The sequence below is a fragment of the Aquabacterium sp. genome, assembly GCF_036279655.1.
Lineage (GTDB): Bacteria > Pseudomonadota > Gammaproteobacteria > Burkholderiales > Burkholderiaceae_C > Aquabacterium.
Map to the genome: position 1 here is coordinate 29168 of NZ_DASUIT010000057.1, position 21955 is coordinate 51122.

A 21955-nucleotide genomic window follows, 5' to 3' on the forward strand; every position below is an offset into this window, starting at 1 on the left:
CAACCCCCTTGGACCCCCATGATGTCGAACCCGTCAGACACCTCGCCCCCCCCTGAATTGTTACCGTCTGTGGCGCCTCAGGCGCAGGCGCTGGCGCATCAATGGAGGCGCCTGGCGCGTGCGCCGCAGGCTCCCTGGCTGCACACCGAGGTGGCGCGTCGCCTGGGGGACAAGCTCGATGCCATCCGTCTCACGCCGGCCCACTGGCTGGACTGGTCGGCCACCCTGGGCGGAGGGGCGGCCGTGGTCACGCAACGTTACCCTCAGTCACATCGTTGGGTCTGGGAGCCCACGGCGGAACTGGCTGGGCGTGCAGCCCAGGCCTGGCTGGCCGAGCACCCCAATCCCTGGTGGGCCGCCTGGCGCAAGCAGGCCAGCGCACCCGTGGTACAGGCCGGGCAGGCCTGGCCCGAGGGCTGGCCTGCGGACGGGGTGGGGCTGGTCTGGGCCAATATGGCGCTGCACACCCAGGCCGATCTGGACGCCACCTTGCGTGCCTGGCATGCGGCCCTGGCGGTCGACGGCTTCCTCATGTGTTCGGGGTTGGGGCCCGACACCGCGGGCGAACTGCGTGCCCTGTATCAGCGCCAGGGCTGGCCTTTACCTACGGTGCAGTTCATCGACATGCACGACCTGGGCGACGCCCTGGTGCAGGCCGGCTTTGCCGACCCCGTGATGGACATGGAGCGCCTGACGCTGACCTGGGACAGCGCGCGCGCCATGCTGGCCGAGTTGCGCACCTGGGGTGGCAATGTGGCCCGGGGGCGTTTTGCGGGTTGTCGCACGCCCCGCTGGCGCCAGCGTCTGGAAGACGCCATCGATGCCGAGCTGCGTCGGCCGGACGGCCGCATCGGCTTGACGGTAGAGCTGGTCTATGGACACGCCATCAAACCGTTGCCGCGCGCCCTCGTCTCCGAGGAAACCCGCGTGTCATTGAACGATATGAAGCGCATGATCAAAGGTGGATCTCGCCAGCCGTGATGACTCGCGACATGAAGTGCGCCCACTTGTCAAACCCAAAGCTGGCAGTGATGGGAATACGCATCACTTGAGGGAAAGCCATAACAGATCCGTTGCACACTCGACTTGAGCCAGCGCAACTCAGTCCCTAGAATGGGTCGGAGAAAGTGGTTCGGTGTGGCGATGTTGCCGCGCAAACCGCGACTTTGTTGCTTTCGCCCCTGGTAGTTGCGCTGGCTGGGTTCACAAGACGAGTCGGTGTCCAACGCCCGGGGATGGAGTTGTGGCTTCCATGCCTGTTGCCCTGTCTTTTCGGACTGTCTTTTCGCCCGCTGCAGGGCGCGCACTCCCCACCACACCGCTCGCATCGCGAGCTGCCCGAACGTCTCTGGGTCTGGTCGCCATGTCGCGGCCGGGCCTGTGATGGCTTGCTTCAACAGAGAAGACCCATGAATCACACCCCTCAACCTGCACAACACGGCGCACCCGGGTCATGGCAACGTGGTCTGGCGCGGCTGTCGGCGGCTGCCGTGACGACCACCCTGCTGGCGCTGTCGCCCGCGGCCTGGGCTGTCAATGATCTGCCGGGCGGTCCGTCCGTGCTGCAGATGGACCTGCCGCCGCCAGCCACCAAGATCGCCGCGGCTCAGCAAGATCTGCACGTCATGATGCTGTGGATCTGCGGTGTGATCTGCGTGGGTGTGTTCGGGGTGATGTTCTACTCCATCCTCAACCACCGCAAGTCCAAAGGGGCCAAGGCCGCGAGCTTTCATGAGTCCATCACCGTGGAAGTCGTCTGGACCGTGATCCCCTTCTTGATCGTGATCGGCATGGCCCTGCCAGCCACCAAGGTGGTGGTGGCCCAGAAGGACACCACCAACGCCGACCTGACCATCAAGGCCACAGGCTACCAATGGAAGTGGGGCTACGACTATCTGAATGGCCCCGGTGAGGGCATCCAGCTCATTTCCTCGCTCGACGCCACACAGCGCGCGCTGTCTGACGCCGGCACCCCCGAGGGCGACAACTACCTGCTCAAGGTGGACGAGCCCATGGTCGTGCCCGTGGGCAAGAAGATCCGCGTGATCACCACCGCCAACGACGTCATCCACTCCTTCATGGTGCCGGCCTTCGGCATCAAGCAGGACGCCATCCCCGGCTTCGTGCGCGACACCTGGTTCAAGGCTGAAAAGACCGGTGACTTCTACGGGCAGTGCGCCGAGTTGTGCGGCAAGGAACACGCCTACATGCCCATCCATGTGCGCGTGCTGTCCGAAGAGGCTTACGCCGCCTGGGCAGAAGGCAAGCTCAAGGCTCAGCAGGCCAAGGCCGACGATCCCAACAAGGTCTGGGAGCAGGCCGATCTGATCGCACGCGGGCAGAAAGTCTATGAAGCCAACTGCGCGGCCTGTCACCAGGCCAACGGCAAGGGCGCTGGTGCTGTCAAGCCCATCGATGGTTCGGCCAAGGTGCTGGATGCCGACAAGGGGGTTCAGATTGCCGTGCTGCTCAACGGTCAGAACAACGGCGCCATGCCCGCATGGAAGCAGTTGTCCGACACCGAGATCGCGGCCGTGATCACCTACACCAAGAACAACTGGTCCAACAAGACCGGTCAGACCGTGCAGCCGGCCGATGTGCTGGCTGCCCGCAAGTGAGTCAGAAAGGACAATGAAATGAGTGCGGTTCTGGATCACGGCGGCCACGGCCACGGACATGACGACCACGGTCACCCACACGGGTGGCGTCGCTGGGTATTTGCGACCAACCACAAGGACATCGGCACGCTGTATCTGCTGTTCTCTTTCACCATGCTGATGATCGGTGGCGTTCTGGCCCTGCTGATCCGCGCCGAGCTGTTCCAGCCGGGGCTGCAGGTGGTCAACCCTGAGCTGTTCAACCAGCTCACCACCATGCACGGCCTGATCATGGTGTTCGGTGCCATCATGCCGGCCTTCGTGGGCCTGGCCAACTGGATGATCCCGCTGCAGATCGGCGCGTCCGACATGGCCTTCGCGCGGATGAACAACTTCAGCTTCTGGCTGATGATCCCGGCGGCCATCATGCTGGTGTCGTCCTTCTTCATGCCCGGTGGTGCGCCCGCTGCGGGCTGGACCCTGTATGCGCCCCTGACGCTGCAGATGGGCCCCTCGATGGATGCGGGCATCTTCGCGATGCACCTGCTGGGCGCCAGCTCCATCATGGGCTCGATCAACATCATCGTGACCATCCTCAACATGCGTGCCCCCGGCATGACGCTGATGAAGATGCCGATGTTCGCCTGGACCTGGCTGATCACCGCCTACCTGCTGATCGCTGTGATGCCCGTGCTGGCCGGTGCCATCACGATGACGCTGACCGATCGCCACCTGGGCACCAGCTTCTTCAATCCCGCCGGTGGCGGTGATCCGATCATGTACCAGCACATCTTCTGGTTCTTCGGTCACCCCGAGGTCTACATCATGATCCTGCCGGCCTTCGGCATCGTGAGCCAGATCGTGCCGGCCTTTGCCCGCAAGAAACTGTTCGGCTACACCTCCATGGTGTACGCCACCGGCTCCATCGCCATCCTGAGCTTCATCGTGTGGGCCCACCACATGTTCGCCACCGGCATGCCGGTGACCGGCCAGCTCTTCTTCATGTACGCCACCATGCTGATCTCGGTGCCCACGGCCGTGAAGATCTTCAACTGGGTGGCCACCATGTGGCGCGGCTCCATGACGTTTGAAACCCCGATGCTGTGGGCCGTGGGCTTCATCTTCGTGTTCACCATGGGTGGCTTCACGGGCCTGATCTGCTCCATGGCGCCCATCGACACTCAGATCCAGGACACCTACTACGTGGTGGCGCACTTCCACTACGTGCTGGTGGCCGGCTCGCTCTACGCTCTGTACGCTGGCGTCTACTACTGGGCACCCAAATGGTCGGGCGTCATGATCCCCGAGTGGAAGGGCAAGTTCCACTTCTGGGGTTCGCTGATCACCTTCAACATCACCTTCTTCCCCATGCACTTCCTGGGTCTGGCCGGCATGCCGCGTCGCTATGCCGACTATCCCATGCAGTTCGCCGACTTCAATGCCGTGGCCTCGGTGGGTGCCTTCGGTTTCGGTCTGATGCAGGTCTTCTTCCTGCTGTTCGTCATGATCCCCATGATGCGCGGCAAGGGTGAGCCCGCACCGCAGCGGCCCTGGGACGGTGCCGAAGGCCTGGAGTGGGAAGTGCCGTCGCCGGCGCCCTTCCACACCTTCGAGAACCCGCCCAAGCTGAATGCTTCGGCCACCAAGGTGATCGGCTGATGAGCGCGAACGCTTCTCCCCAGAACGCCTCGGTGCGTGGCAAGAACCTGCGCCTGGCGCTGATCCTGGCGTCGGTGGTGGCGGTGTTCTTCTTCGGCTTCATGCTGAAGATGACCTTGCTGGCACACCCGAACTGATCCCGGTGTGCAGGCATGAGCGCTGACCGCGATCCTCACACCGACCCCGGGCGCAAGCCCTCGTCGGTGTCTCGGCGCGTGGCCGCGAGCAACCGCCAGATGGTGGGCAAGCTGGTCGTGATCGCCGGGGTGATGTTCGGCTTTGGTTATGCCATGGTGCCTATGTACCGGGCCATCTGCGATGCCCTGGGGGTGAACGTGCTCTCGCTCGCGGAGCAGAACATCCCCGGTGGCTCGTCCAAGGCCCGGCCCAACACCCAGATCGATGTGAGCCGCACCATCACGATCGAGCTGGACGCCAATGCCCGCGGTCCCTGGGCGTTTGCGCCTGAGCAGCGCGTGGTCAAGGTTCATCCCGGACAGCTCACCACGGTGATGTACGAGTTCCGAAATGTGCAGGATCGCACCATGCGGGCCCAGGCCATTCCCAGCTATGCGCCCAAGCAGGCGACGGCACATTTCAACAAGATCGAATGTTTCTGCTTCAACGAATACACGCTCAAGCCGGGCGAGGTCAAGCGCTGGCCGGTGGTGTTCGTGGTGGATCCCAAATTGCCTCGTGATGTGCGCACCATCACCCTGTCCTACACCTTCTTTGAAGTGGGCTCCAAGGTGCCTGCGGCGCCCGGAGGCAGGACATGAGCGAGGCGGGCAAGGACCTGCGCGAGGCCGCAGCCCGCAAGGGCTCGTTCCTGCAGACGCTCAAGGCGGTGGCCTGGGCTTTTTTCGGGGTACGCAAGTCCAAGGGTTACCAGGACGACACCGACCGCATCAACCCCATCCATGTGATCGTGGCGGGTGTGCTGGGCGGGGTGATCTTTGTGGTGACGCTGGTGCTGGTGGTTCGTTGGGTGGTGGCCAGTGGTGCGGGGGCGTGAGCCCCGGCCACAGACAAGACAACACCCATGCAAGTGATATGTGAAGCGGCCTGGCCGCGTGTTCAATGACAGGAGCCTGTATGTCGGCAGCGATTCCCAAGGGGCAGACCCCGTACTACTTCGTGCCAGGGCCTTCCAGGCACCCGGCGATGGCGGCGTTTGGCCTCTTCTTTGTGATCCTGGGCGCAGGCCAGTGGATCAATGGTGTCTCCTGGGGGCCTTACTGTGCCGCGTTCGGCCTGGCCTGGTGGCTGGTCGTGCTCAAGCAGTGGTTCGGCGATGCCATCCACGAGAGCGAGGGCGGCCTCTACAGTGACCGCATCGACGTTTCCTTCCGCTGGAGCATGGCCTGGTTCATCTTCTCGGAGGTGATGTTCTTCGGGGCCTTCTTCGGGGCGCTGTACTGGGCACGCATGCATTCGGTTCCGGAGCTGGGCAATATGGAACATGCCATGCTGTGGCCTGACTTCAAGGGCGTGTGGCCATCGGTGGTGGCCGGCGCCACGGGGTCGCCGGCCGGCACGGTCGAACCCTTCCAGACCATGGGCCCCTGGCCTCTGCCCACCATCAACACGGCCCTGCTGCTGACCTCGGGGGTGACGCTGACCATCGCTCACCACGCCCTGCGTGAGAACAAGCGTGGCACCACCATCACCTTCATGTGGCTCACCGTGCTGCTGGGCATTGCCTTCCTGATCTGCCAGGGCTATGAGTACTACGAGGCCTACCATCACCTCAACCTCAAGCTCACCTCGGGTGTGTATGGCTCGACCTTCTTCATGCTGACGGGCTTTCACGGCTTCCACGTCTTCGTGGGCATGCTGATGCTGCTGTTCATCACGCTGCGTCTGCAAAAGGGCCATTTCACGGCCGACCGTCACTTTGGTTTCGAAGGGGCCGCCTGGTACTGGCACTTCGTGGACGTGGTCTGGCTGGGCCTGTACGTGATCGTCTACTGGACCTGATCAGGTCTCAAGGCAGTGTTTCCCTTCAGCGGCAGGGCTTTCAGCGTCCTGCCGCGACACCGGTGGGGTGGATCCACCCCATCTTGTAGCTCAGCAGGATGAACAGGAACAAGGCAATCGACAGCCCGACGCGCAAGGCCAGGGCGTTGACCATGCGGTTGCTTTTGGGCTGGCCATCGCGGCCATCCTTGAGCATGGCGCGCCCGCCCAGGGCCAGCGCGAGAATGATGGCCACCAGTGCCGCGATGAGGATGATCTTCATGCGCACGGATGATACGGCCTGCAGGCCTGCCGTGGTGACACACCGATGACTCGCAAACCCTCCCTGTGGGTGCTGCTGGCCACTGTGATCGGGATCGGCATCACGGCCTCTCTGGGGGCCTGGCAGCTCGACCGAGCCGATCAGAAGCAAGATCTGCACGACACCATGATGGCGCGTGAGCAGTTGCCCATGCTCGATCACACCGCCTTGCCCTGCAGCGCCAGCGACTGGCAGCAGGCCGAACAGCGGCATGCCTGGCTGCGCGGCCATTGGCTCAGCGGGCACACCCTTTACCTCAGCAACCGCAGCATGCAGGGGCGCGCGGGCTTCGTGGTGCTGACCCCGTTGCGTCTGGAGCCCTCGCCGGGCGTGGCGTGCGCGGCCACGGTGGTGCTGGTGCAGCGCGGCTGGGTGCCACGCGATCTGGTCGATCCGGCCCGTGTGCCAAAAATTCAGGACACGGCCGCAGGGGTGCGCGTGCCGGTGAGGTTGGTACCACCGCCTTCGCGCATGCTCGAACTCGGGTCGACCCAGGGGTCTGACACCGGCCCTGTCCGTCAGAATGTGACGCTGAGTGAGTTGTCGAAGGAGTGGGGCGTGATCCTGCGCCCTGGCAGCGTGCAGCAACTGGCGGCGGAGTCGCCATCGGCCGTCAAGGCGCCTGAACTCCTGCGGCAATGGTGGCAGCCCTCGGCCGATGTCGGCAAGCATCAAGCCTACGCGGCGCAATGGTTTGCCATGGCGCTCATCATGGGGACGCTGTACGCTTGGTTTCAATGGTGGCGCCCCCGTCGGGGCGCCGCCCAGTGATGGATGACATGAGTTCGACCCTGACCCCTCCCACCGATGCCCGCCCTCCTGAGGGCGATCCCGCGCTGATGCAGTTGAGCGTGCACAGTCTGCCCGCCCCTGTGGCGGCGGACGCGCAGCGCCTGCGCAGCGGCCGCCTCAAGATGCTGATGGTGCTGGCGGTGTGTGCGGCGCCGGTGCTGGCCTCCTACTTCACCTACTATGTCGTGCGTCCGCAGGGGCGCACCAACTATGGCGAACTGATCAACCCGGTGCGCCCACTGCCAACGGATGCGGCGCTGCCTTTGAGCACACCGGAAGGCCGTGCGGTCCTGGCATCGTCGCTGAAGGGGCAGTGGCTGTTCGTCACCGTGGCGGGGGGGGATTGCACGGCCCGCTGCGAACAGCAGCTCTATCTGCAGCGACAGATCCGCGAGTCACTGGGCAAGGAAAAGGACAAGGTGGACCGTGTCTGGCTGATCAACGATGGACGCCCCATGAAGGACAGCCTGCGCCCGGCCATGCATGACGCCACGGTGCTGTCGGTCGATGGTGCGGCGCTGTCGCGCTGGCTGGCGCCCCAGCCGGGTCGCGCCTTGAGCGACCATTGGTTCCTGATCGATCCCCACGGCCAGTGGATGATGCGTTTTGAACCCCAGGCCGAACCGCGCAAGGTGATCAAGGACCTGAACCGTCTGCTCAAAGCGGCCGCGTCCTGGGATGAGGCGGGTCGGCCATGAACGAGTCGCTGTCTCTGGTCGATCTGGGGCCGGCGGCCAGCGTGGCTCTGGCCGGGGCCTTGCTGGCCTTGCTGCCACTGTTGTGGGCCGCGCGTCGTCTTTGGCGCGAGGGGGGCATGGCCGCCTGGCGGCGCCCGGTGGCCTGGCAGCGCGCCCTGACCCTGGCCACGCTGTTCCTGACACTGGACCTGGTGGTCTTTGGGGCGTTCACGCGTCTGACGGATTCCGGTCTGGGTTGCCCTGACTGGCCCGGCTGCTACGGCAGTGCCAGCCCGGTGGGTGCGCATGGCGAGATCACACAGGCCCTGCAGGAGGCGCCGCATGGCCCGGTGAGCCACGGCAAGGCCTGGATCGAGATGATCCACCGCTACCTGGCCACGGGGGTCGGTGCCCTGATCACGGGCTTGATGGCCCTGGCCTGGTGGTCTCGTGGTCGGGCTTCGGCGGGGGAGCCCCTCATCTCACCCTGGTGGCCCACCTGGACCTTTGTGTGGGTGTGCGTGCAAGGCGCCTTTGGTGCCTTGACCGTGACCCTCAAGCTCTACCCCCTGATTGTCACGGGCCACCTGCTGGGGGGGCTCACCGGCGTGGCGCTGCTGGCCGCTCAGGCGCGTGCGCTGGCCACACCCTCGCAGGCATCGAGTCCCCAGAGTGTGTGGGCCCAGGCCTTGCCCGAGGTGTTGCGGCGATCGGCAGGCTGGGTGCTGGCCGTGTGGGTGTTGCAGGCCATGCTGGGAGCCTGGGTGAGCACCAACGGTGCCGTGCTGGCCTGCGCCGAATTCCCCCTGTGCCAGTCGCAATGGGTGCCTGACATGGACTGGCGCCAGGGCTTCACGCTGCTGCGTGGCCTGGGCGAGGACGGCCAGGGGGGCACCGTCACCCTGGCGGCGCTGACCGCCATCCACATGGCGCATCGACTGGGGGCGATCGTGGCCACGCTGGCCATGCTCTGGCTGGCCTGGCGAGCGATGCAGCTCGGTGCCCGCTCGCACGGGCGCATCTTGCTGGCCCTGCTGGGCTGGCAGGTGGCCACGGGGCTGAGCAATGTGGTGCTGGGCTGGCCGCTGCTGGCGGCGCTCGGTCACACGCTGGGGGCGGCCCTGACGGTGGCTTGGCTCACCGGCCTGGCGGTGTCTCCTCTTTCCAAGCCTGTGTCGCAGGCGGATCAACCGACCCGTTTGAGGGCTCGCTGGGCTTCCTGATATGTCGTCTACACCTTCGTCCCCCGACGCGCCTGTGAGCGCCACCACCTCGCCTGTGACCCTGGGCAATCTGCCCTCGCGCTGGCGCCAGTTCTATGTGCTGACCAAGCCTCGTGTGGTGCAGCTGATCGTCTTCTGTGCCGTCATCGGCATGCTGCTGGCCGTGCCTGGCGTGCCGTCGGCCGATGAGTGCCTCAAGGCGGTCGCTGCTTGCATCGGCATCTGGCTGGTGGCGGGTGCGGCAGCGGCCTTCAATTGCCTGATCGAGCAGGGCATCGATGCCCGCATGAAGCGCACGGCTTGGCGGCCCACCGCCCGCGGGGAGCTCACGCGCACGCAATCGCTGGTGTTCAGCCTGGGGCTGTGCACGATCGGCGGGGTGGTGCTGTATGTGGCGGTGAACCCGCTGACCCTGTGGCTCACACTGGCCACCTTCGTGGGTTATGCCATCGTCTACACGGTGGTGCTCAAGCCCTTGACACCGCAGAACATCGTGATCGGCGGTGCCTCGGGGGCCATGCCACCGGTGCTGGGCTGGGCGGCCATGCGTGGCTCGGTCGACCCGGAAGCGCTGATGCTCTGCCTGATCATCTTCCTGTGGACCCCGCCGCATTTCTGGGCCCTGGCGCTCTACCGCGTCGAGGACTACGCCCGCGCCGGCCTGCCGATGCTGCCGGTGACCCACGGCAACGAGTTCACGCGCCTGCACATCTTCCTCTACACCATCGTGCTGCTGGCCGCGACCTTGTTGCCCTATGTCTACGGCATGAGCGGGCACATCTATCTGGTGAGCGCGCTCATTCTGGGTGCGCTGTTCATGCTCTATGCTTTCAGGCTGTGGCGTCGGTACAGTGATGAGCTGGCCCGCAAGACCTTCCGTTTTTCCATCGTCCACCTGATGCTGCTGTTCGCGGCGCTGCTGGTGGACCACTATGTCTGGCTCTGATCTGCTGATGATGCGCGCACCTCTGGCTTCACACTCCCTCTCTCGTCGCCAGGGCCTGCGTCGTCTGGCGTTGGGCGTGGCCGCACCGCTGCTGGCCGCGTTGCTGTCGAGCGGCTGCGATCAGAAGGGACTCAATCCCATGACGCCCAGTGGCCCGCGCTTTCAGGGGGTCGACATCACCGGGGCGCAGTACGCCCAGAAGCTCTCCCTGCCAGACACCACGGGGCGCATTCGCACCCTCGCCGAGTTCAAGGGCAAGGTGGTGGTGGTGTTCTTCGGCTTCACGCAGTGTCCGGACATTTGCCCCACGACCATGACCGAACTGGCCGAGGTCAAGCGCCGCCTGGGTCCGCAGGGCGAGCGGCTGCAGGGGGTGTTCGTGAGCGTGGACCCCGAGCGCGACACCGATGCCGTGCTGGCCGAGTACATCCGCGCCATGGATCCCAGCTTTGTGGCTTTGCGCGGTTCGGTGCAGCAGGTGACCGATGCCGCGCGCGAATTCAAGGTCTTCTTCCAGAAGGTGCCCAGCCAGGATGGCAAGAGCTACACCATGGACCACACGGCAGGCTCCTATGTGTTCGATCCACAGGGGCGCGTGCGACTGTTCGTGCGCTACGGCTCCGGGGTCGATGCCCTGAGCTCGGACATCAAGCTGCTGCTCGACGAGAAGCCCTGAGCGGGCCGATGGCGCCGGCTCAGTCCGGCAACACCAGGCTCTGGCGGGCTGTCCAGCTGTCGCCGGGGGCCAGGGTGGGCGGGCGGAGGATCTGCGCGGCTTCGACACACAGCATGTGCTGCCAGTCCTCGTCGGGCATGTCCTGAAGGGCCGCGCATTTGTCGCTGCCCGGGTTCCACAGCACCAGGTCCTCGAAGGTCTCGCTCTCCAGGGTCAGGCGGCGCGGGCCGTCACGCAGCAGCAGTGAGCGGGGCACGCGGGCATAGATGCGGTCCATCTCGCCAGCAAAGCGTTTTTCGGGGTGGTCCTCGATGTGCTCGCCGTTGGTGATCGCATCGATGAAGCGGCAACCTTCCAGGCCCTGCAGGCGCACCTGTGACAGCTCGCTCACGGCCAGATAGGTGTGGAGCGCGGCAGAAAATGACCAGGCGGTGTCGCCCGTGTTGCTCACGTGCAGTTCCATGTCCAGGCGCTGCGGCGCCAGGCTCACGGTGAGCTCCAGCGTGAAGCCATGCGGCCACAGGGCGCGGGTGTCCTCGTCATCGCTGCGGGTCAGGGTCACCAGGGCGTGATCGCCTTGCGCGCGCAGTGTGTCGATGGTCCACGGGCGGGTGCGCACCAGGCCATGGCGAGGCAGGCTGCGGTCGGGGCCGCGTTGCTCGAACTGGGGGAAGATCACCGGGACGCCGCCGCGCACGGCTTTGCCCGCCACCACGGGGCTGTCGGGCGAGAGGTAGAGCTGCTCGCCCTGGCCCGCAGGGTGCCAGGACACGACCTGACCGCCATGCAGCAGCACCACGGCATAGGAGCCATCGGGCAGGCTGAGCTTGACGGTGTGGTGGCCCTTGTGCTCGATCTCGACGGCGGACGGGGTGTAAGTGTGTGGGGTGTTCATGTCGTGAGTATCCATCCTTCGACCGGGTCGATGTCGGGGGGCAGACCACAGCGGGTGTCCCCCTCGCTCCAGCGCAGGTGGGCCCAGCCCGCCTGCAGCAGGCAGAGCACGGCATCCAGGCGGTCGCCCTGGGGGTCGCTGGCCAGGTGGTCGCGCTGCGCGGGGCTGAGCTTGAGGCGCAGGCCCAGGCGGGTGCGGCCCTGCTCCAGTGCATCGATGAGGCTCAGGCGATGGAGCAGGCGCTCGTGATTCTGCTGCGCGCGGTCGTCGCTCTTGTAGCTGCCTCGGCCCAGGACTTCCTGCGCCAGCAGACCAGGGTAGGCCTCCAGGGCCAGCCTTGGCGGGGCGTCAGACACGGTGGCACAGGGGCGCAAACCGGGCAGGGCCACATCGGCACGCACCAGGCGCGACAGGCCCTCGAAGTACATCTTGCCCACTGGCACATAGCGGGTCTGCAGGGGGCTGGTGCTGGAGATGCCGGGCAAGGCGGTGTCGGCTCGGCGGTGGGGCAAGGTCGTCGGACGGCTGCCCTGACCCCAGTCGCGCCCCCAGCCATCGACCAGCGCTTGAAAGCCTTGCCGGTCACCGCAGTGCTGCAGCAGTTGCGCGATCAGGCGCTCGGCGGGCGAGCTGGGGATGCCCGGGTTCGAGCCGGGCCATCCCGCCGGGGGCGCATGCGCCAGGGCGTCGACAAAGCACCGTGGCAAGCCAAATGGGAAATCAAAACCGCCGATCCAGCCCGAGCCACCGCGGGGGTGGCCGGTGGACAGCAGGGCCTCGAAGGCGTCCAGCGTGGGCAGGGCTTCGAGCGCCTCCAGGCGCACCACCGTGCCTTGGCGTTGCCCCCAGGCGGCGGTGATGGGTTTGCGCTGGCTGGGCGCGCAGCTGAAGTCCACCCCGAGCAGGCAGGGGCTCATGCGGGCAGGACTCCGCTCAGCCGCCGCGGCAGGTGGCGATGCAGGCGGTGTCGATGAGTTCCTGCAGCAGGGCCATCGAGACCTGACCCGAGACGCTGTAGGGGTCGAGCACCGGGCGCTCGGAGTACTTCAGCAGGGTCGAGGGGTTCACCCGGGCCAGGTTGACCTGGCCCATGGTCCAGCCCGCAAAGCGGCGCTCGGTGATTTCCTCGTAATGCAGCAAGGTGACGTCGTGGTGGCGCGGGTCGGCGCTGATGCGGGTGTAGAGCCCGTTGACCACGTCGCGGCCACCTTCGAGGACCTGCATGAAGATGTCGCCACTGTGGCACAGCAGGCCCGTGACCCCCAGGGCAGGGTTGTTGCGGCGGGACGAGGCCAGCAGGCCGTCGATGACCTCCTGGCTCAGCGTGCTCGACGAGCGACTGGCGTACAGCAATCGAACCAGCATGACTTCAGCCTTTCCGGTGGGTGACCAGCGAGAGGAATTCTCGGCGCAGGTTGGGATCCTTGAGGAAGGAGCCCCGCATCACACTGTTGATCATTTTGGAGTCGGAATCCTTGACGCCGCGCCAGTGCATGCAGAAATGATCGGCTTCCATCACGACGGCCAGGCCATCGGGTTGCATGCGCGACTGCAGCAGGTCGGCCACCTGGGTGACGGCTTCTTCCTGGATCTGGGGGCGGCTCATGATCCAGTCGATCAGCCGGGCGTACTTGGACAGGCCGATCAGGTTGGAGTGCTCGTTGGGCATGATGCCGATCCACACCTTGCCGATGATGGGGCACAGGTGGTGCGAGCAGGCGCTGCGCACCGTGATGGGCCCGACGATCATCAGCTCGTTGAGGCGCTCGGCATTGGGGAACTCGGTGACGGCTGGGGCGGCATGGTAGCGGCCGCGGAAGATCTCGTTGAGATACATCTTGGCCACCCGGCGGGCCGTGTCCTGGGTGTTGTGATCGCTCTCGGTGTCGATGACCAGGCTGGAGAGCACGCCGCTCATCTTGCCCTGCACCTCGTCGAGCAGTTTGTCGAGCTCGCCGGGGTGGATGAACTCGGCGATGTTGTCGTTGGCGTGGAAGCGCCGCTGTGCCTGCTTGATCCGTTCGCGGATGCGCACCGACACGGGCACGCCCTCGTCACCCGGAGCATCGGTGGCGGCAGGGGCGGTGTCGACGGTGCGCAGGGGAGGGGGGGAGCTCATGGGGGCCTTCGGTCCAGTCCGTTGAGGGGCAAGGACGAGATGCTAACGCGCCTTGACATTTCCTGCTGGCTCAGGACTTGACGATCTGGGATCATCACGGGCTGTGAGGGAAGCCGCGGATTGAATGTCGTGATCACTTAATAATGAGATTGATTCGCAATTGCATTTGATGCTAGACTCCGTTCCCATGTCGACCCTGCTTTCCCAAGACCTTGATCTGCGCGCACCGCAGGCCGTGCGCCTGGGATGGCCCGAGCCGCGAGATCTCACGACGCGTCAACGCTGGGTGCTGGCCGCTCTGGTGCTGCTGGCCCATGTCGGGGCCGCCTGGTGGTTGGCCCATGCCCGCCCGGCACCGGAAGCGGTCGGCGAGCCCGATCCGGTGATGGTGGAGCTGATCGCGCCCGATCAGTCCCCGCCGCCCATGCCCCAGGCCGCGCCCCAACCCCCGGCGCCCAAGCTCACTGAACCCTTGCCCGTGCCCCGCGTGGTGACCGCGCGCAGCGCGCAGCCGAGCACCTTCGAGGCGCCGCCCGAGCCGCCCCCCAAGGTGGTGGAGGCCGCACAGCCTGTCACCCCCGTGGCGACGGCCGCGCCCGTGGCCCCCCTGTCGGCTGCACCTTCCAGCATCGCTGCGGCCATGCCCCAGGCACCTGTGGCGCCGCGCCAGTTGGCCATTTCGGCGGTGCGTTATCTGGTCAAGCCGCCCCTGGTCTTCCCGCCGGCCTCCGAGCGTCTGGGCGAGTCGGGCAGGGTGCTCTTGCGCGTGCTGGTGGATGAGCAAGGCCGTCCGGCCGAGGTCACCGTGCAGCAGTCGTCGGGTTTTTCTCGCCTGGATCAGGCGGCCGTGGCCTGGGTCAGGGCCGCTCGCTTCGAGCCCTACAAGGAAGGGGGCGTGGCCATGCCGTTTCGCGTGAGCGCCCCCGTGGATTACGAAACTTCGGATTGATCACCATGAATGACGTCACACCTGTGGTGATGGCCGCATCGGCCGCCACACCGCTCTCCTCGGCCAGTGCCCCTGAGGCGGCCGCCAGCGCACTGGATGCGGCCAACGCCACCACCGAGGTGGGGGCGAGCACCCAGTTGGGTTTCAGCCACTTCATCAGCCAGACGGATGCGGTCGGCCAGGGCCTGTTCGGCATCCTGGTGCTGATGTCGGTGATCTCCTGGGCATTGATCGCCACCAAGGGTGTGGCGCTGATGTTGCGCCAGCGTCGCAGCAAGTCCTTTCTGAACTTTTTCTGGAACGCGACCTCGCTGGATGCGGTGCAGAACGAGATCGCCACCCATGGCGCGCAGGAGCCCTTCGCTCACCTCACGGCCCATGCCATGCATGCGCAGTCCCACCATGCTCGCTATGGTGCGGCCAAGCTGGAAGAAGCCGGTTCGGCCCAGGACTTCCTGACCCGCACCATCAAGAAGGTGCTCGACGAGGAGACCATGCGCATGGAAAGCGGTCTGGCGGTGCTGGCCACCATCGGTGCCACGGCGCCCTTCGTGGGCCTGTTCGGCACCGTCTGGGGTGTTTATCACGCGCTGCTGGCCATCGGGGCTTCGGGTTCGGGTTCGCTCGACAAGGTGGCCGGCCCCGTGGGCGAGGCCCTGATCATGACCGGTGTCGGCCTGGCCGTCGCCATCCCTGCCGTGATGGCCTACAACTGGCTGACCCGCAGCAACCGCGTCTGGTCGGCCCGTCTGGATGCTTTTGCCTTCGAGCTCTTCACCTTCCTGAGCACCGGGCATTCGCTCAAGACCTCGTCCGCATCGGACACGGGCAAGGGCAGCGCCACGGTGCGCCCCCTCAATCCCCAGGCCGGCAAGGCCGGCAGCTGATCGGGAGCGGCCATGGCTTTTGCAAGCTTCGACAACAAGGGGGGCAACGCCCCGCTGGCCGAAATCAACATGGTGCCGCTGATCGACGTCATGCTGGTGCTGCTGGTGATCTTCATCGTGACGGCGCCCCTGCTGAGCCACTCGGTCAAGCTGGAGTTGCCCAAGGCCAGTGCGCAGACGGTCAGTGCCAAGGCGCCCAAGATCGATCTGTCCATCGACGCGGCTGGTGTGCGCTACTGGGATGGGCAGGCCCTCAGCCGCGAAGAGGCCGCCCAGCGCTTTGCGGCACAGGCCCAGTTGCAGCCTCAGCCCGAGGTGCATCTGCGTGCGGACCAGTCGGTGGCCTACCGCGTGGTGGCCGAGACCCTGGCCGATGCCTCCAAGGCGGGCCTGAACAAGATCGGCTTCGTGACCGATCCCGTGACGACACCCGGCGCCAAGTGATCGGGCGGGCTCGCCTTTGCCGCTACCATGCGGGGCCATGAGCATCTCCTCGACCCCTTCTGCCTCGCCCTCCACTGCCTCGCTGTCGGCACTTGCCGGTTTGCGCGTCATCGAGCTGGGCCAGTTGATCGCCGGCCCCTTTGCGGGCAAGACCCTGGCCGATTTCGGGGCCGAGGTCATCAAGATCGAGCCCCCGGCCACGGAGAACGGTGCCGGGGGCGACCCGCTGCGCCAGTGGCGCATGCTGCACAACGGCCTGAGCGTGTGGTGGCAGGTGCAGAGCCGCAATAAGAAGAGTGTGGTGCTGGACCTGCGCACGCCCGAAGGGCGCGCCATCGTGCGCGAACTGATCGATCAGGCCGATGTCGTCATCGAGAACTTCAAGCCCGGCACCATGGAGAAGTGGGGCATGGGCTACGAGGCGCTCAGCCGCAGCAATCCGGGGCTGATCATGCTGCGCATCAGCGGGTATGGCCAGACCGGGCCCTACCGCGAGCGACCTGGTTTTGCCGTGGTGGCCGAGGCCATGGGGGGCATGCGCTACCTCAATGCCGAACCCGGCCGCACCCCGGTGCGCGCAGGGGTGAGCCTGGGCGACACGCTGGCGGCCTTGCATGGCGTGATCGGCATCTTGCTGGCCTTGCAGGCCCGCCATGCCAGCATCAGCCCCGAGGCGCCCAAGGGGCGCGGCCAGGTGGTCGACGTGGCCTTGTACGAGGCCGTGTTCAATTGCATGGAAAGCCTGCTGCCCGAGTTCAGCGCCTTCGGGGCGGTGCGCCAGCCCGCTGGCTCGGCCCTGCCGGGCATCGCGCCCAGCAATGCCTATCCCTGTGCCGATGGCATGGTGGTGATTGGTGGCAATGGCGACTCGATCTTCAAGCGGCTCATGTCCTCGATCGGGCGGGAGGATCTGGCCCAGGATCCGGGCCTGGCCACCAACCCGGGGCGTGTCCAGCGGATTGACGACATCGATGCGGCGATCAGCGCCTGGACTTCGCGACACCCTGTCAGCGAGGTGGTGGACCAGCTCAATGCGGCCAGCGTGCCGGTGGGCCGCATCTACAACGCCCAGGACATCGCAGAGGACCCGCATTACCGGGCCCGCGAGATGATCCTGCCGGTCACCACCCACGATGGCCTGACCGTCGAGGTGCCCGGCATTGTCCCGAAGTTGTCGCGCACGCCAGGGGCGATCACGCGGCGGGGGCCCACGCTGGGCGAGGACACCGATGAGGTGCTCTCGGGCCTGAAGGGCATGTCATATCGCCCTGATGGGGGATGAGGGAGTGCAGGGCGTTCGCAGGGGGGGTGAGCGCTTAGAGTGTCGGCATTGTTGCAAGCAAGGAGCTTCATGATGGTTCGGTCTTTGCCTTTGTCCTGGCTTCGTGCGGCCTGTGTAGCGGCCGCCGTGTCCCTGTGTGTTCCTCAGGCGCGCGCTGCCGCGGGGGCCAGCGATCTGTCGATGGCGCCCCTGGCCGTGTCGGTCATGGCGCCCGCCGGTTTTCTGCAAGCCAGTGCCAAGATGGTGGTCGTGTCTGTCGAGGCCAGCGCGGAGGGGACCGTGTGGGTCATCGAGCGCGTGGGCGATGGCGTGCGCATGACCGTGAATGTGTCAGGCAGGGCGGTCAAGGGTGCTGCCAGTGCGGTGGGCACGGTGGTCGTGGCGACGGCCATCAGCACCGGCACCATCCTGTCGGCCGCAGGCGAAGTGATCGCGTTCGTGCCCAGCGAGCTGGGCAAGGCCTTGTTCTACGACGAACAGGTGACGCAATGAGGTGTGGCGGGCTTCGGTCCCTGGCCGGGCTGGCGTGTCTGCTGTTGGCCCTGCTGCAGGCGCCCACGGCACAGGCGGGGCGGCATTGCGAGGCCTCCGTGGTTTCGCTCGAGCAGATTCGCCAGGGCATGGGGCTGGCCGAGCGGGTCTCCAGGGCGCTGGATGTGTCTGGGGCGCAGGTGGTGCTGCTGGCGCGCATGGGACAGGATCTGAGCAAGTACCAGCAGCGCTACTCGCACATGGGCTGGGCCTACAAGACGCCCGAAGGCTGGCGCGTGGTCCACAAGCTCAACGAGTGCGGCACCGACCATGGGGATGTGTATCGCCAGGGGCTGGCGCAGTTTTTCCTGGACAACCTCTACCGCTACGAGGCGGCCTATGTGGTGCCCACACCGGAGGTGCAGGCCCGCATGCTGAGCCTGCTCAAGGACAATCGACAGGTGGCCCAGTTGCACCAGCGCGCCTACAGCATGCTGGCCTATCCCTGGGCCCAGCGTTATCAGCAGAGCAATCAGTGGGCACTCGAATCCCTGGCCCTGGCCATGGAACCCGGGGCGAACTCGCGTGACAAGGCCCAGGCCTGGCTGCGCCTCAAGAGCTACGAGCCAGTGGAGCTGAAGATCTCCGCGCTGACCCGCCTGGGCGCGCGCGTGACGCGGGCCAACATCGCCTTTGACGATCACCCCGATGAGCTGCGCTACAGCAGCCGCATCCGCACCACCACGGTTGATTCCGTATTCGCATGGCTGAGCCAGCGCGGCATGGGGTCTGCCGTGATCGCGGTTCATTGACAAGGATTCCGTCGTGTCCCAACCCCATGATTCGGGCCAGTTCGGCCTGCTCAAGCAGCGCCGCTTCGGCCCCTTTTTCTGGACCCAGTTTCTGGGTGCGGGCAATGACAACCTGTTCAAGTTTGCCTTCACGGTGCTCGTGACCTACCAACTGCAACTGAGCTGGCTCAAACCCGAGATGGCGGGCCTGGTGATCGGGGCCTTGTTCATCCTGCCCTTTGTCGTGCTGTCGGCGTCGGCAGGGCAGTGGGCCGACAAGTACGACAAGGCCACGATCATGCGCTCGATCAAGCTGCTGGAGATCGCCATCATGGGTCTGGCGGCCTGGGGCTTTTTCACGCTGACGGTGCCCATCCTGCTGCTGTGCGTGTTCCTGATGGGGGTACATTCCACGCTGTTCGGGCCGGTCAAGTATGCCTACCTGCCTCAGCACCTCAGCCCGGCCGAGTTGACCGGCGGCAATGGCATGGTCGAGATGGGTACCTTTGTCTCCATCCTGCTGGGCAACCTCACGGGCGGGCTGCTCATGAGCCTGGGGCCGCAGGGGGCCCACTACACCGCGCTGGCCTGCCTGGGCGTGGCCGTGCTGGGCTGGTGGGTCTCACGCAGCATTCCGCCTTCGCCATCCTCGGCGCCCAATCTGCAAATCAACTGGAACCCGGTGTCCGAGACCTGGCGGAACCTGCAACTGGCCTATCAGTACCCCAGTGTGTTTCGCTCGCTGCTGGGCATCTCGTGGATGTGGTTCTTCGGCGCCGTGTTTCTGTCGCAGTTCCCGTCCTTCGCGCGCGATGTGCTGGGGGGCGACACGCACGTGGCCTCCTTGTTGCTGGTGGTGTTTTCCATCGGCATTGCCGTGGGTTCGCTGTGGTGCGAGCGGCTGTCGCACCGGCATGTGGAAATCGGCCTGGTGCCCATTGGTGCGGTGGGCATGACGGTGTTTGCCTTTGATCTGTACCAGACCACGGCGGGCATGCACCGACAGCCGGGGGCCGATCTGCTCACGGTGACTGCGTTCGTGGCCGATCACCGCCATTGGCGCGTGATGGCCGACCTGTCCCTGCTGGCCTTCAGTGCGGGGCTGTACAGCGTGCCCATGTACGCCCTGATCCAGTTGCGGGCCCAGCCCAGCCATCGAGCACGGATCATCGCGGCCAACAACATCCTCAATGCGCTGTTCATGATCGTCAGCAGCCTGGGGGCCGGTGCCATGCTGTCGGCCGGGTTCTCCATCTCCGAGGTTTTCGGGGCCACGGCCCTGCTGAACGTGCTGGTGGTGGGCTATGTGTTCTGGCTCATGCCCGAGTACATCATCCGCCTCATCATGCTGCTGGTCACGCGCCTGGTCTACCGGCTCAAGGTGCGTGGCGACGAGCACATCCCCACCGATGGCGCGGCCATCCTGGTGTGCAATCACGTCAGCTTTGTCGATGCGGTCATCCTGGGGGTCATCAGCCCGCGGCCCATGGTCTTCCTGATGGATCACCGCATTTTCAAGAACCCCGTGCTGGGCTGGTTCTTCCGGCTGTGCAAGGCCATTCCCATCGCGCCTCAGAAAGAAGACCCCGAGGCCTATGAGCGGGCCTTCGAGCGTGCGCGCCAGGTGCTCCAGGAGGGCGATCTGCTGTGCCTGTTCCCCGAAGGGGCCATCACCCGCGACGGGCAGTTGCAGCCCTTCAAGGGTGGCATCATGAAGATCCTGGAGACCCACCCGGTGCCGGTGGTGCCTGCGGCGCTGCACAATCTGTGGGGTTCCTATTTCTCGCGCATTGATGGGGCTGCCATGAGCAAGCCCTTCCGGCGCGGCCTGTTCAACCGCGTGGGCCTGGTGGTGGGCGAGGCCCTTCCTGCCGCCGAGGTGAGTCCTGAGCGCTTGCAAGATGAGGTTCGCGACCTGCTGGCGCAACCTTCGCCATGAGCGAGGGGCATCAGTTCCGCCTCTTGCGCCAGCGGCGCTATGCGCCGTTCTTCTGGACGGTGTTCCTGGGCACGCTCAATGACAACCTGCTCAAGTTCGCGGTCACGCTGCTGCTGACCTACCAGGTCTCCCTGGCGTGGTTGCCACCCGCGGTGGTGGGGCCGGCCACGGGCGCCTTGTTCATCCTGCCGTCCTTGTTGTTGTCGGCCACCGCCGGGCAATGGGCCGACAAGTGGCCGCTGGATCGTCTGATCCGTGCCGGCAAGGCGCTCGAAGTGGCCATGATGCTGCTGGCCGCCTGGGCCGTCTGGCAGCGCGAGCCCTGGACCTTGCTGGGTTGCCTGCTGCTGTCGGGCATCCATGTCACGGTGTTTTCGACCCTGAAGTACGCCTATGTGCCCCGCCACCTGGATGAGCCCGAGCTGGTGGGGGGCAATGGTCTGCTGGAGATGGGCATGTTCACCGCCATCTTGCTGGGCTCGCTGGTCGGGGGCCTGCTGGTGGCGCCCCGTGAGTGGTGGCCCGGCCTGCCGATGGGGGTGGAAGAGACTGCTTTGCCGCTGGCACTGGTCGTGCTGGCGCTGCTGGGTTGGTGGCGGGCCCAGGCCATCCCCATGACCGCAGCCGTCGATCCTGAACTGCATGTGCATCTCAATCCCATCGGGGAAACCTGGCGCAATCTCCAGCGCGCCAGCGCACATGGGCAGGTGCTGTGGTCCTTGCTGGGCATCTCGTGGATGTGGTTCTTCGGGGCGGTGTTTCTCAGCCTGTTCCCGGCACTCACGCATGACACCTTGAAAGCGCCCTCCTCGGTGGCATCGCTGCTGCTGGTACTGATCTCCCTGGGCATCGGCAGTGGGGCCCTGATGTGCGAGCGTCTGGCTCGGGGGCATTCGCCCTTGCGCCTGGTGCCTCTGGGGGCGCTGGGTATGGCCGTCTTTGGTGGTGATCTGGCCTGGTCGGTGATGCAGCTGGAGCAGGGTCAGGGCTTGCCCACGGGCGGCTGGCACCTGCAGGCCATCTTGGGTGAAGTTGCCTTGTGGCGGCTGCTGGCCGATGTCTGGCTGATGGCCATGTCGGTGGGCTGGTTCAGCGTGCCGCTGTATGCCCACATGCAGGCGCAGTCCGAGCCCAGTCACCGGGCGCGCATCGTGGGCGCCAACAACATCCTCAATGCCGTCTTCATCCTGCTGTCCGCAGCCCTGGCCTGGGGCCTGGGCGCGGCTGGTCTGTCGTATGGGCAGGTCTTTGCCGCTACGATCGCGTTGCACCTGCTGGCGTGTGGCCTGGCGTGGCGCATCCTTCGCGCGCAAAACCGTTGAATCCC

25 protein-coding genes are annotated in these 21955 nt (G+C 65.7%); 20 read left to right on the top strand and 5 right to left on the bottom strand.

The window, feature by feature from the left end:
- The first annotated feature begins 18 nt into the window (after nucleotides 1-18).
- The 7 genes from VFW84_RS06510 (at nucleotide 19) to VFW84_RS06540 (ending at nucleotide 6236) form a co-directional block, all read left to right on the top strand.
- Nucleotides 19-981: a biotin synthase gene (locus VFW84_RS06510; RefSeq protein WP_329679629.1), complete on the top strand. Its 963-nt coding sequence runs from the start codon at nucleotides 19-21 to the stop codon at nucleotides 979-981.
- A gap of 428 nt (nucleotides 982-1409) precedes the next feature.
- On the top strand, nucleotides 1410-2618 hold the full coding sequence (coxB, locus tag VFW84_RS06515) for a cytochrome c oxidase subunit II (RefSeq protein WP_329679630.1): 1209 nt from the start codon (nucleotides 1410-1412) through the stop codon (nucleotides 2616-2618).
- A gap of 18 nt (nucleotides 2619-2636) precedes the next feature.
- Nucleotides 2637-4256, top strand: a complete 1620-nt coding sequence (ctaD, locus tag VFW84_RS06520) for a cytochrome c oxidase subunit I (protein ID WP_329679631.1) — start codon at nucleotides 2637-2639, stop codon at nucleotides 4254-4256.
- Nucleotides 4256-4393 (top strand): cytochrome oxidase small assembly protein, encoded by a 138-nt coding sequence (locus tag VFW84_RS06525; protein ID WP_329679632.1) that lies wholly within the window; start codon nucleotides 4256-4258, stop codon nucleotides 4391-4393. The genes ctaD and VFW84_RS06525 overlap by 1 nt, the downstream gene beginning before the upstream one ends.
- A gap of 15 nt (nucleotides 4394-4408) precedes the next feature.
- Nucleotides 4409-5035, top strand: a complete 627-nt coding sequence (locus VFW84_RS06530) for a cytochrome c oxidase assembly protein (protein WP_414638911.1) — start codon at nucleotides 4409-4411, stop codon at nucleotides 5033-5035.
- Nucleotides 5032-5271: a DUF2970 domain-containing protein gene (locus VFW84_RS06535; RefSeq protein WP_329679633.1), complete on the top strand. Its 240-nt coding sequence runs from the start codon at nucleotides 5032-5034 to the stop codon at nucleotides 5269-5271. The genes VFW84_RS06530 and VFW84_RS06535 overlap by 4 nt, the downstream gene beginning before the upstream one ends.
- Nucleotides 5272-5351: 80 nt before the next feature.
- On the top strand, nucleotides 5352-6236 hold the full coding sequence (locus VFW84_RS06540; RefSeq protein ID WP_329679634.1) for a cytochrome c oxidase subunit 3: 885 nt from the start codon (nucleotides 5352-5354) through the stop codon (nucleotides 6234-6236).
- A gap of 40 nt (nucleotides 6237-6276) precedes the next feature.
- On the opposite strand, the gene VFW84_RS06545 is transcribed toward VFW84_RS06540, so the two are convergent.
- Nucleotides 6277-6498 (bottom strand): twin transmembrane helix small protein, encoded by a 222-nt coding sequence (locus tag VFW84_RS06545; protein WP_329679635.1) that lies wholly within the window; start codon nucleotides 6496-6498, stop codon nucleotides 6277-6279.
- A 45-nt stretch (nucleotides 6499-6543) separates the two neighbouring features.
- On the opposite strand from VFW84_RS06545, the gene VFW84_RS06550 reads away from it, so the two are divergent.
- The 5 genes from VFW84_RS06550 to VFW84_RS06570 are packed head-to-tail and all read left to right on the top strand — an operon-like array spanning nucleotide 6544 to nucleotide 10851.
- The gene (locus VFW84_RS06550) at nucleotides 6544-7308 is read left to right on the top strand and encodes an SURF1 family protein (protein WP_329679636.1); all 765 of its coding nucleotides are present in this window, start codon (nucleotides 6544-6546) and stop codon (nucleotides 7306-7308) included.
- Nucleotides 7309-7316: 8 nt separating this feature from the next.
- On the top strand, nucleotides 7317-8027 hold the full coding sequence (locus tag VFW84_RS06555) for a hypothetical protein (RefSeq protein WP_329679637.1): 711 nt from the start codon (nucleotides 7317-7319) through the stop codon (nucleotides 8025-8027).
- Nucleotides 8024-9229 carry a COX15/CtaA family protein gene (locus VFW84_RS06560; protein ID WP_329679638.1) on the top strand — a complete coding sequence of 402 codons (1206 nt, stop codon included), beginning with the start codon at nucleotides 8024-8026 and terminating at the stop codon, nucleotides 9227-9229. The genes VFW84_RS06555 and VFW84_RS06560 overlap by 4 nt, the downstream gene beginning before the upstream one ends.
- Nucleotide 9230: 1 nt before the next feature.
- Nucleotides 9231-10175, top strand: a complete 945-nt coding sequence (gene cyoE, locus VFW84_RS06565) for a heme o synthase (RefSeq protein WP_329679639.1) — start codon at nucleotides 9231-9233, stop codon at nucleotides 10173-10175.
- Nucleotides 10162-10851 (top strand): SCO family protein, encoded by a 690-nt coding sequence (locus VFW84_RS06570; protein WP_414638912.1) that lies wholly within the window; start codon nucleotides 10162-10164, stop codon nucleotides 10849-10851. The genes cyoE and VFW84_RS06570 overlap by 14 nt, the downstream gene beginning before the upstream one ends.
- 19 nt (nucleotides 10852-10870) lie before the next feature.
- Here VFW84_RS06570 and VFW84_RS06575 read toward each other — a convergent pair whose 3' ends face one another.
- From VFW84_RS06575 to folE, 4 genes are read right to left on the bottom strand one after another with little or no spacing between them, the layout of a single operon-like run.
- Complete coding sequence (locus VFW84_RS06575) at nucleotides 10871-11746, bottom strand: D-hexose-6-phosphate mutarotase (RefSeq protein WP_329679640.1); 876 nt, start codon at nucleotides 11744-11746, stop codon at nucleotides 10871-10873.
- On the bottom strand, nucleotides 11743-12663 hold the full coding sequence (locus tag VFW84_RS06580) for a DUF429 domain-containing protein (RefSeq protein ID WP_329679641.1): 921 nt from the start codon (nucleotides 12661-12663) through the stop codon (nucleotides 11743-11745). The genes VFW84_RS06575 and VFW84_RS06580 overlap by 4 nt, the downstream gene beginning before the upstream one ends.
- A gap of 16 nt (nucleotides 12664-12679) precedes the next feature.
- Nucleotides 12680-13111, bottom strand: a complete 432-nt coding sequence (locus VFW84_RS06585; RefSeq protein ID WP_329679642.1) for a BLUF domain-containing protein — start codon at nucleotides 13109-13111, stop codon at nucleotides 12680-12682.
- Nucleotides 13112-13115: 4 nt separating this feature from the next.
- On the bottom strand, nucleotides 13116-13865 hold the full coding sequence (gene folE, locus VFW84_RS06590) for a GTP cyclohydrolase I (protein WP_329679643.1): 750 nt from the start codon (nucleotides 13863-13865) through the stop codon (nucleotides 13116-13118).
- Between the two features lie 187 nt (nucleotides 13866-14052).
- On the opposite strand from folE, the gene VFW84_RS06595 reads away from it, so the two are divergent.
- The 8 genes from VFW84_RS06595 (at nucleotide 14053) to VFW84_RS06630 (ending at nucleotide 21950) form a co-directional block, all read left to right on the top strand.
- Nucleotides 14053-14814, top strand: coding sequence for a TonB family protein (locus VFW84_RS06595; RefSeq protein WP_329679644.1), 762 nt, complete (start codon nucleotides 14053-14055; stop codon nucleotides 14812-14814).
- Between the two features lie 5 nt (nucleotides 14815-14819).
- On the top strand, nucleotides 14820-15701 hold the full coding sequence (locus VFW84_RS06600) for a MotA/TolQ/ExbB proton channel family protein (protein ID WP_329679645.1): 882 nt from the start codon (nucleotides 14820-14822) through the stop codon (nucleotides 15699-15701).
- A 12-nt stretch (nucleotides 15702-15713) separates the two neighbouring features.
- A complete protein-coding gene (locus VFW84_RS06605) occupies nucleotides 15714-16145 on the top strand; it encodes a biopolymer transporter ExbD (protein ID WP_329679646.1) in 432 nt (143 codons plus the stop codon).
- A gap of 37 nt (nucleotides 16146-16182) precedes the next feature.
- Complete coding sequence (locus tag VFW84_RS06610; protein ID WP_329679647.1) at nucleotides 16183-17427, top strand: CoA transferase; 1245 nt, start codon at nucleotides 16183-16185, stop codon at nucleotides 17425-17427.
- Between the two features lie 69 nt (nucleotides 17428-17496).
- Nucleotides 17497-17919 carry a hypothetical protein gene (locus tag VFW84_RS06615; RefSeq protein WP_329679648.1) on the top strand — a complete coding sequence of 141 codons (423 nt, stop codon included), beginning with the start codon at nucleotides 17497-17499 and terminating at the stop codon, nucleotides 17917-17919.
- The gene (locus tag VFW84_RS06620) at nucleotides 17916-18710 is read left to right on the top strand and encodes a DUF2145 domain-containing protein (RefSeq protein WP_414638913.1); all 795 of its coding nucleotides are present in this window, start codon (nucleotides 17916-17918) and stop codon (nucleotides 18708-18710) included. The genes VFW84_RS06615 and VFW84_RS06620 overlap by 4 nt, the downstream gene beginning before the upstream one ends.
- A 13-nt stretch (nucleotides 18711-18723) precedes the next feature.
- On the top strand, nucleotides 18724-20628 hold the full coding sequence (locus VFW84_RS06625) for an MFS transporter (RefSeq protein WP_329679650.1): 1905 nt from the start codon (nucleotides 18724-18726) through the stop codon (nucleotides 20626-20628).
- Nucleotides 20625-21950: an MFS transporter gene (locus VFW84_RS06630; protein WP_329679651.1), complete on the top strand. Its 1326-nt coding sequence runs from the start codon at nucleotides 20625-20627 to the stop codon at nucleotides 21948-21950. Before VFW84_RS06625 ends, VFW84_RS06630 begins: the two co-directional genes overlap by 4 nt.
- Nucleotides 21951-21955: the final 5 nt, after the last annotated feature.

Bases quoted from the DNA above. Each gene is read 5' to 3' on its own strand.
- VFW84_RS06510 (WP_329679629.1), top strand. From the start codon at position 19: ATGATGTCGAACCCGTCAGACACCTCGCCCCCCCCTGAATTGTTACCG.
- coxB (WP_329679630.1), top strand. From the start codon at position 1,410: ATGAATCACACCCCTCAACCTGCACAACACGGCGCACCCGGGTCATGG.
- ctaD (WP_329679631.1), top strand. From the start codon at position 2,637: ATGAGTGCGGTTCTGGATCACGGCGGCCACGGCCACGGACATGACGAC.
- VFW84_RS06525 (WP_329679632.1), top strand. From the start codon at position 4,256: ATGAGCGCGAACGCTTCTCCCCAGAACGCCTCGGTGCGTGGCAAGAAC.
- VFW84_RS06530 (WP_414638911.1), top strand. From the start codon at position 4,409: ATGAGCGCTGACCGCGATCCTCACACCGACCCCGGGCGCAAGCCCTCG.
- VFW84_RS06535 (WP_329679633.1), top strand. From the start codon at position 5,032: ATGAGCGAGGCGGGCAAGGACCTGCGCGAGGCCGCAGCCCGCAAGGGC.
- VFW84_RS06540 (WP_329679634.1), top strand. From the start codon at position 5,352: ATGTCGGCAGCGATTCCCAAGGGGCAGACCCCGTACTACTTCGTGCCA.
- VFW84_RS06545 (WP_329679635.1), bottom strand. From the start codon at position 6,498: ATGAAGATCATCCTCATCGCGGCACTGGTGGCCATCATTCTCGCGCTG.
- VFW84_RS06550 (WP_329679636.1), top strand. From the start codon at position 6,544: ATGACTCGCAAACCCTCCCTGTGGGTGCTGCTGGCCACTGTGATCGGG.
- VFW84_RS06555 (WP_329679637.1), top strand. From the start codon at position 7,317: ATGAGTTCGACCCTGACCCCTCCCACCGATGCCCGCCCTCCTGAGGGC.
- VFW84_RS06560 (WP_329679638.1), top strand. From the start codon at position 8,024: ATGAACGAGTCGCTGTCTCTGGTCGATCTGGGGCCGGCGGCCAGCGTG.
- cyoE (WP_329679639.1), top strand. From the start codon at position 9,231: ATGTCGTCTACACCTTCGTCCCCCGACGCGCCTGTGAGCGCCACCACC.
- VFW84_RS06570 (WP_414638912.1), top strand. From the start codon at position 10,162: ATGTCTGGCTCTGATCTGCTGATGATGCGCGCACCTCTGGCTTCACAC.
- VFW84_RS06575 (WP_329679640.1), bottom strand. From the start codon at position 11,746: ATGAACACCCCACACACTTACACCCCGTCCGCCGTCGAGATCGAGCAC.
- VFW84_RS06580 (WP_329679641.1), bottom strand. From the start codon at position 12,663: ATGAGCCCCTGCCTGCTCGGGGTGGACTTCAGCTGCGCGCCCAGCCAG.
- VFW84_RS06585 (WP_329679642.1), bottom strand. From the start codon at position 13,111: ATGCTGGTTCGATTGCTGTACGCCAGTCGCTCGTCGAGCACGCTGAGC.
- folE (WP_329679643.1), bottom strand. From the start codon at position 13,865: ATGAGCTCCCCCCCTCCCCTGCGCACCGTCGACACCGCCCCTGCCGCC.
- VFW84_RS06595 (WP_329679644.1), top strand. From the start codon at position 14,053: ATGTCGACCCTGCTTTCCCAAGACCTTGATCTGCGCGCACCGCAGGCC.
- VFW84_RS06600 (WP_329679645.1), top strand. From the start codon at position 14,820: ATGAATGACGTCACACCTGTGGTGATGGCCGCATCGGCCGCCACACCG.
- VFW84_RS06605 (WP_329679646.1), top strand. From the start codon at position 15,714: ATGGCTTTTGCAAGCTTCGACAACAAGGGGGGCAACGCCCCGCTGGCC.
- VFW84_RS06610 (WP_329679647.1), top strand. From the start codon at position 16,183: ATGAGCATCTCCTCGACCCCTTCTGCCTCGCCCTCCACTGCCTCGCTG.
- VFW84_RS06615 (WP_329679648.1), top strand. From the start codon at position 17,497: ATGATGGTTCGGTCTTTGCCTTTGTCCTGGCTTCGTGCGGCCTGTGTA.
- VFW84_RS06620 (WP_414638913.1), top strand. From the start codon at position 17,916: ATGAGGTGTGGCGGGCTTCGGTCCCTGGCCGGGCTGGCGTGTCTGCTG.
- VFW84_RS06630 (WP_329679651.1), top strand. From the start codon at position 20,625: ATGAGCGAGGGGCATCAGTTCCGCCTCTTGCGCCAGCGGCGCTATGCG.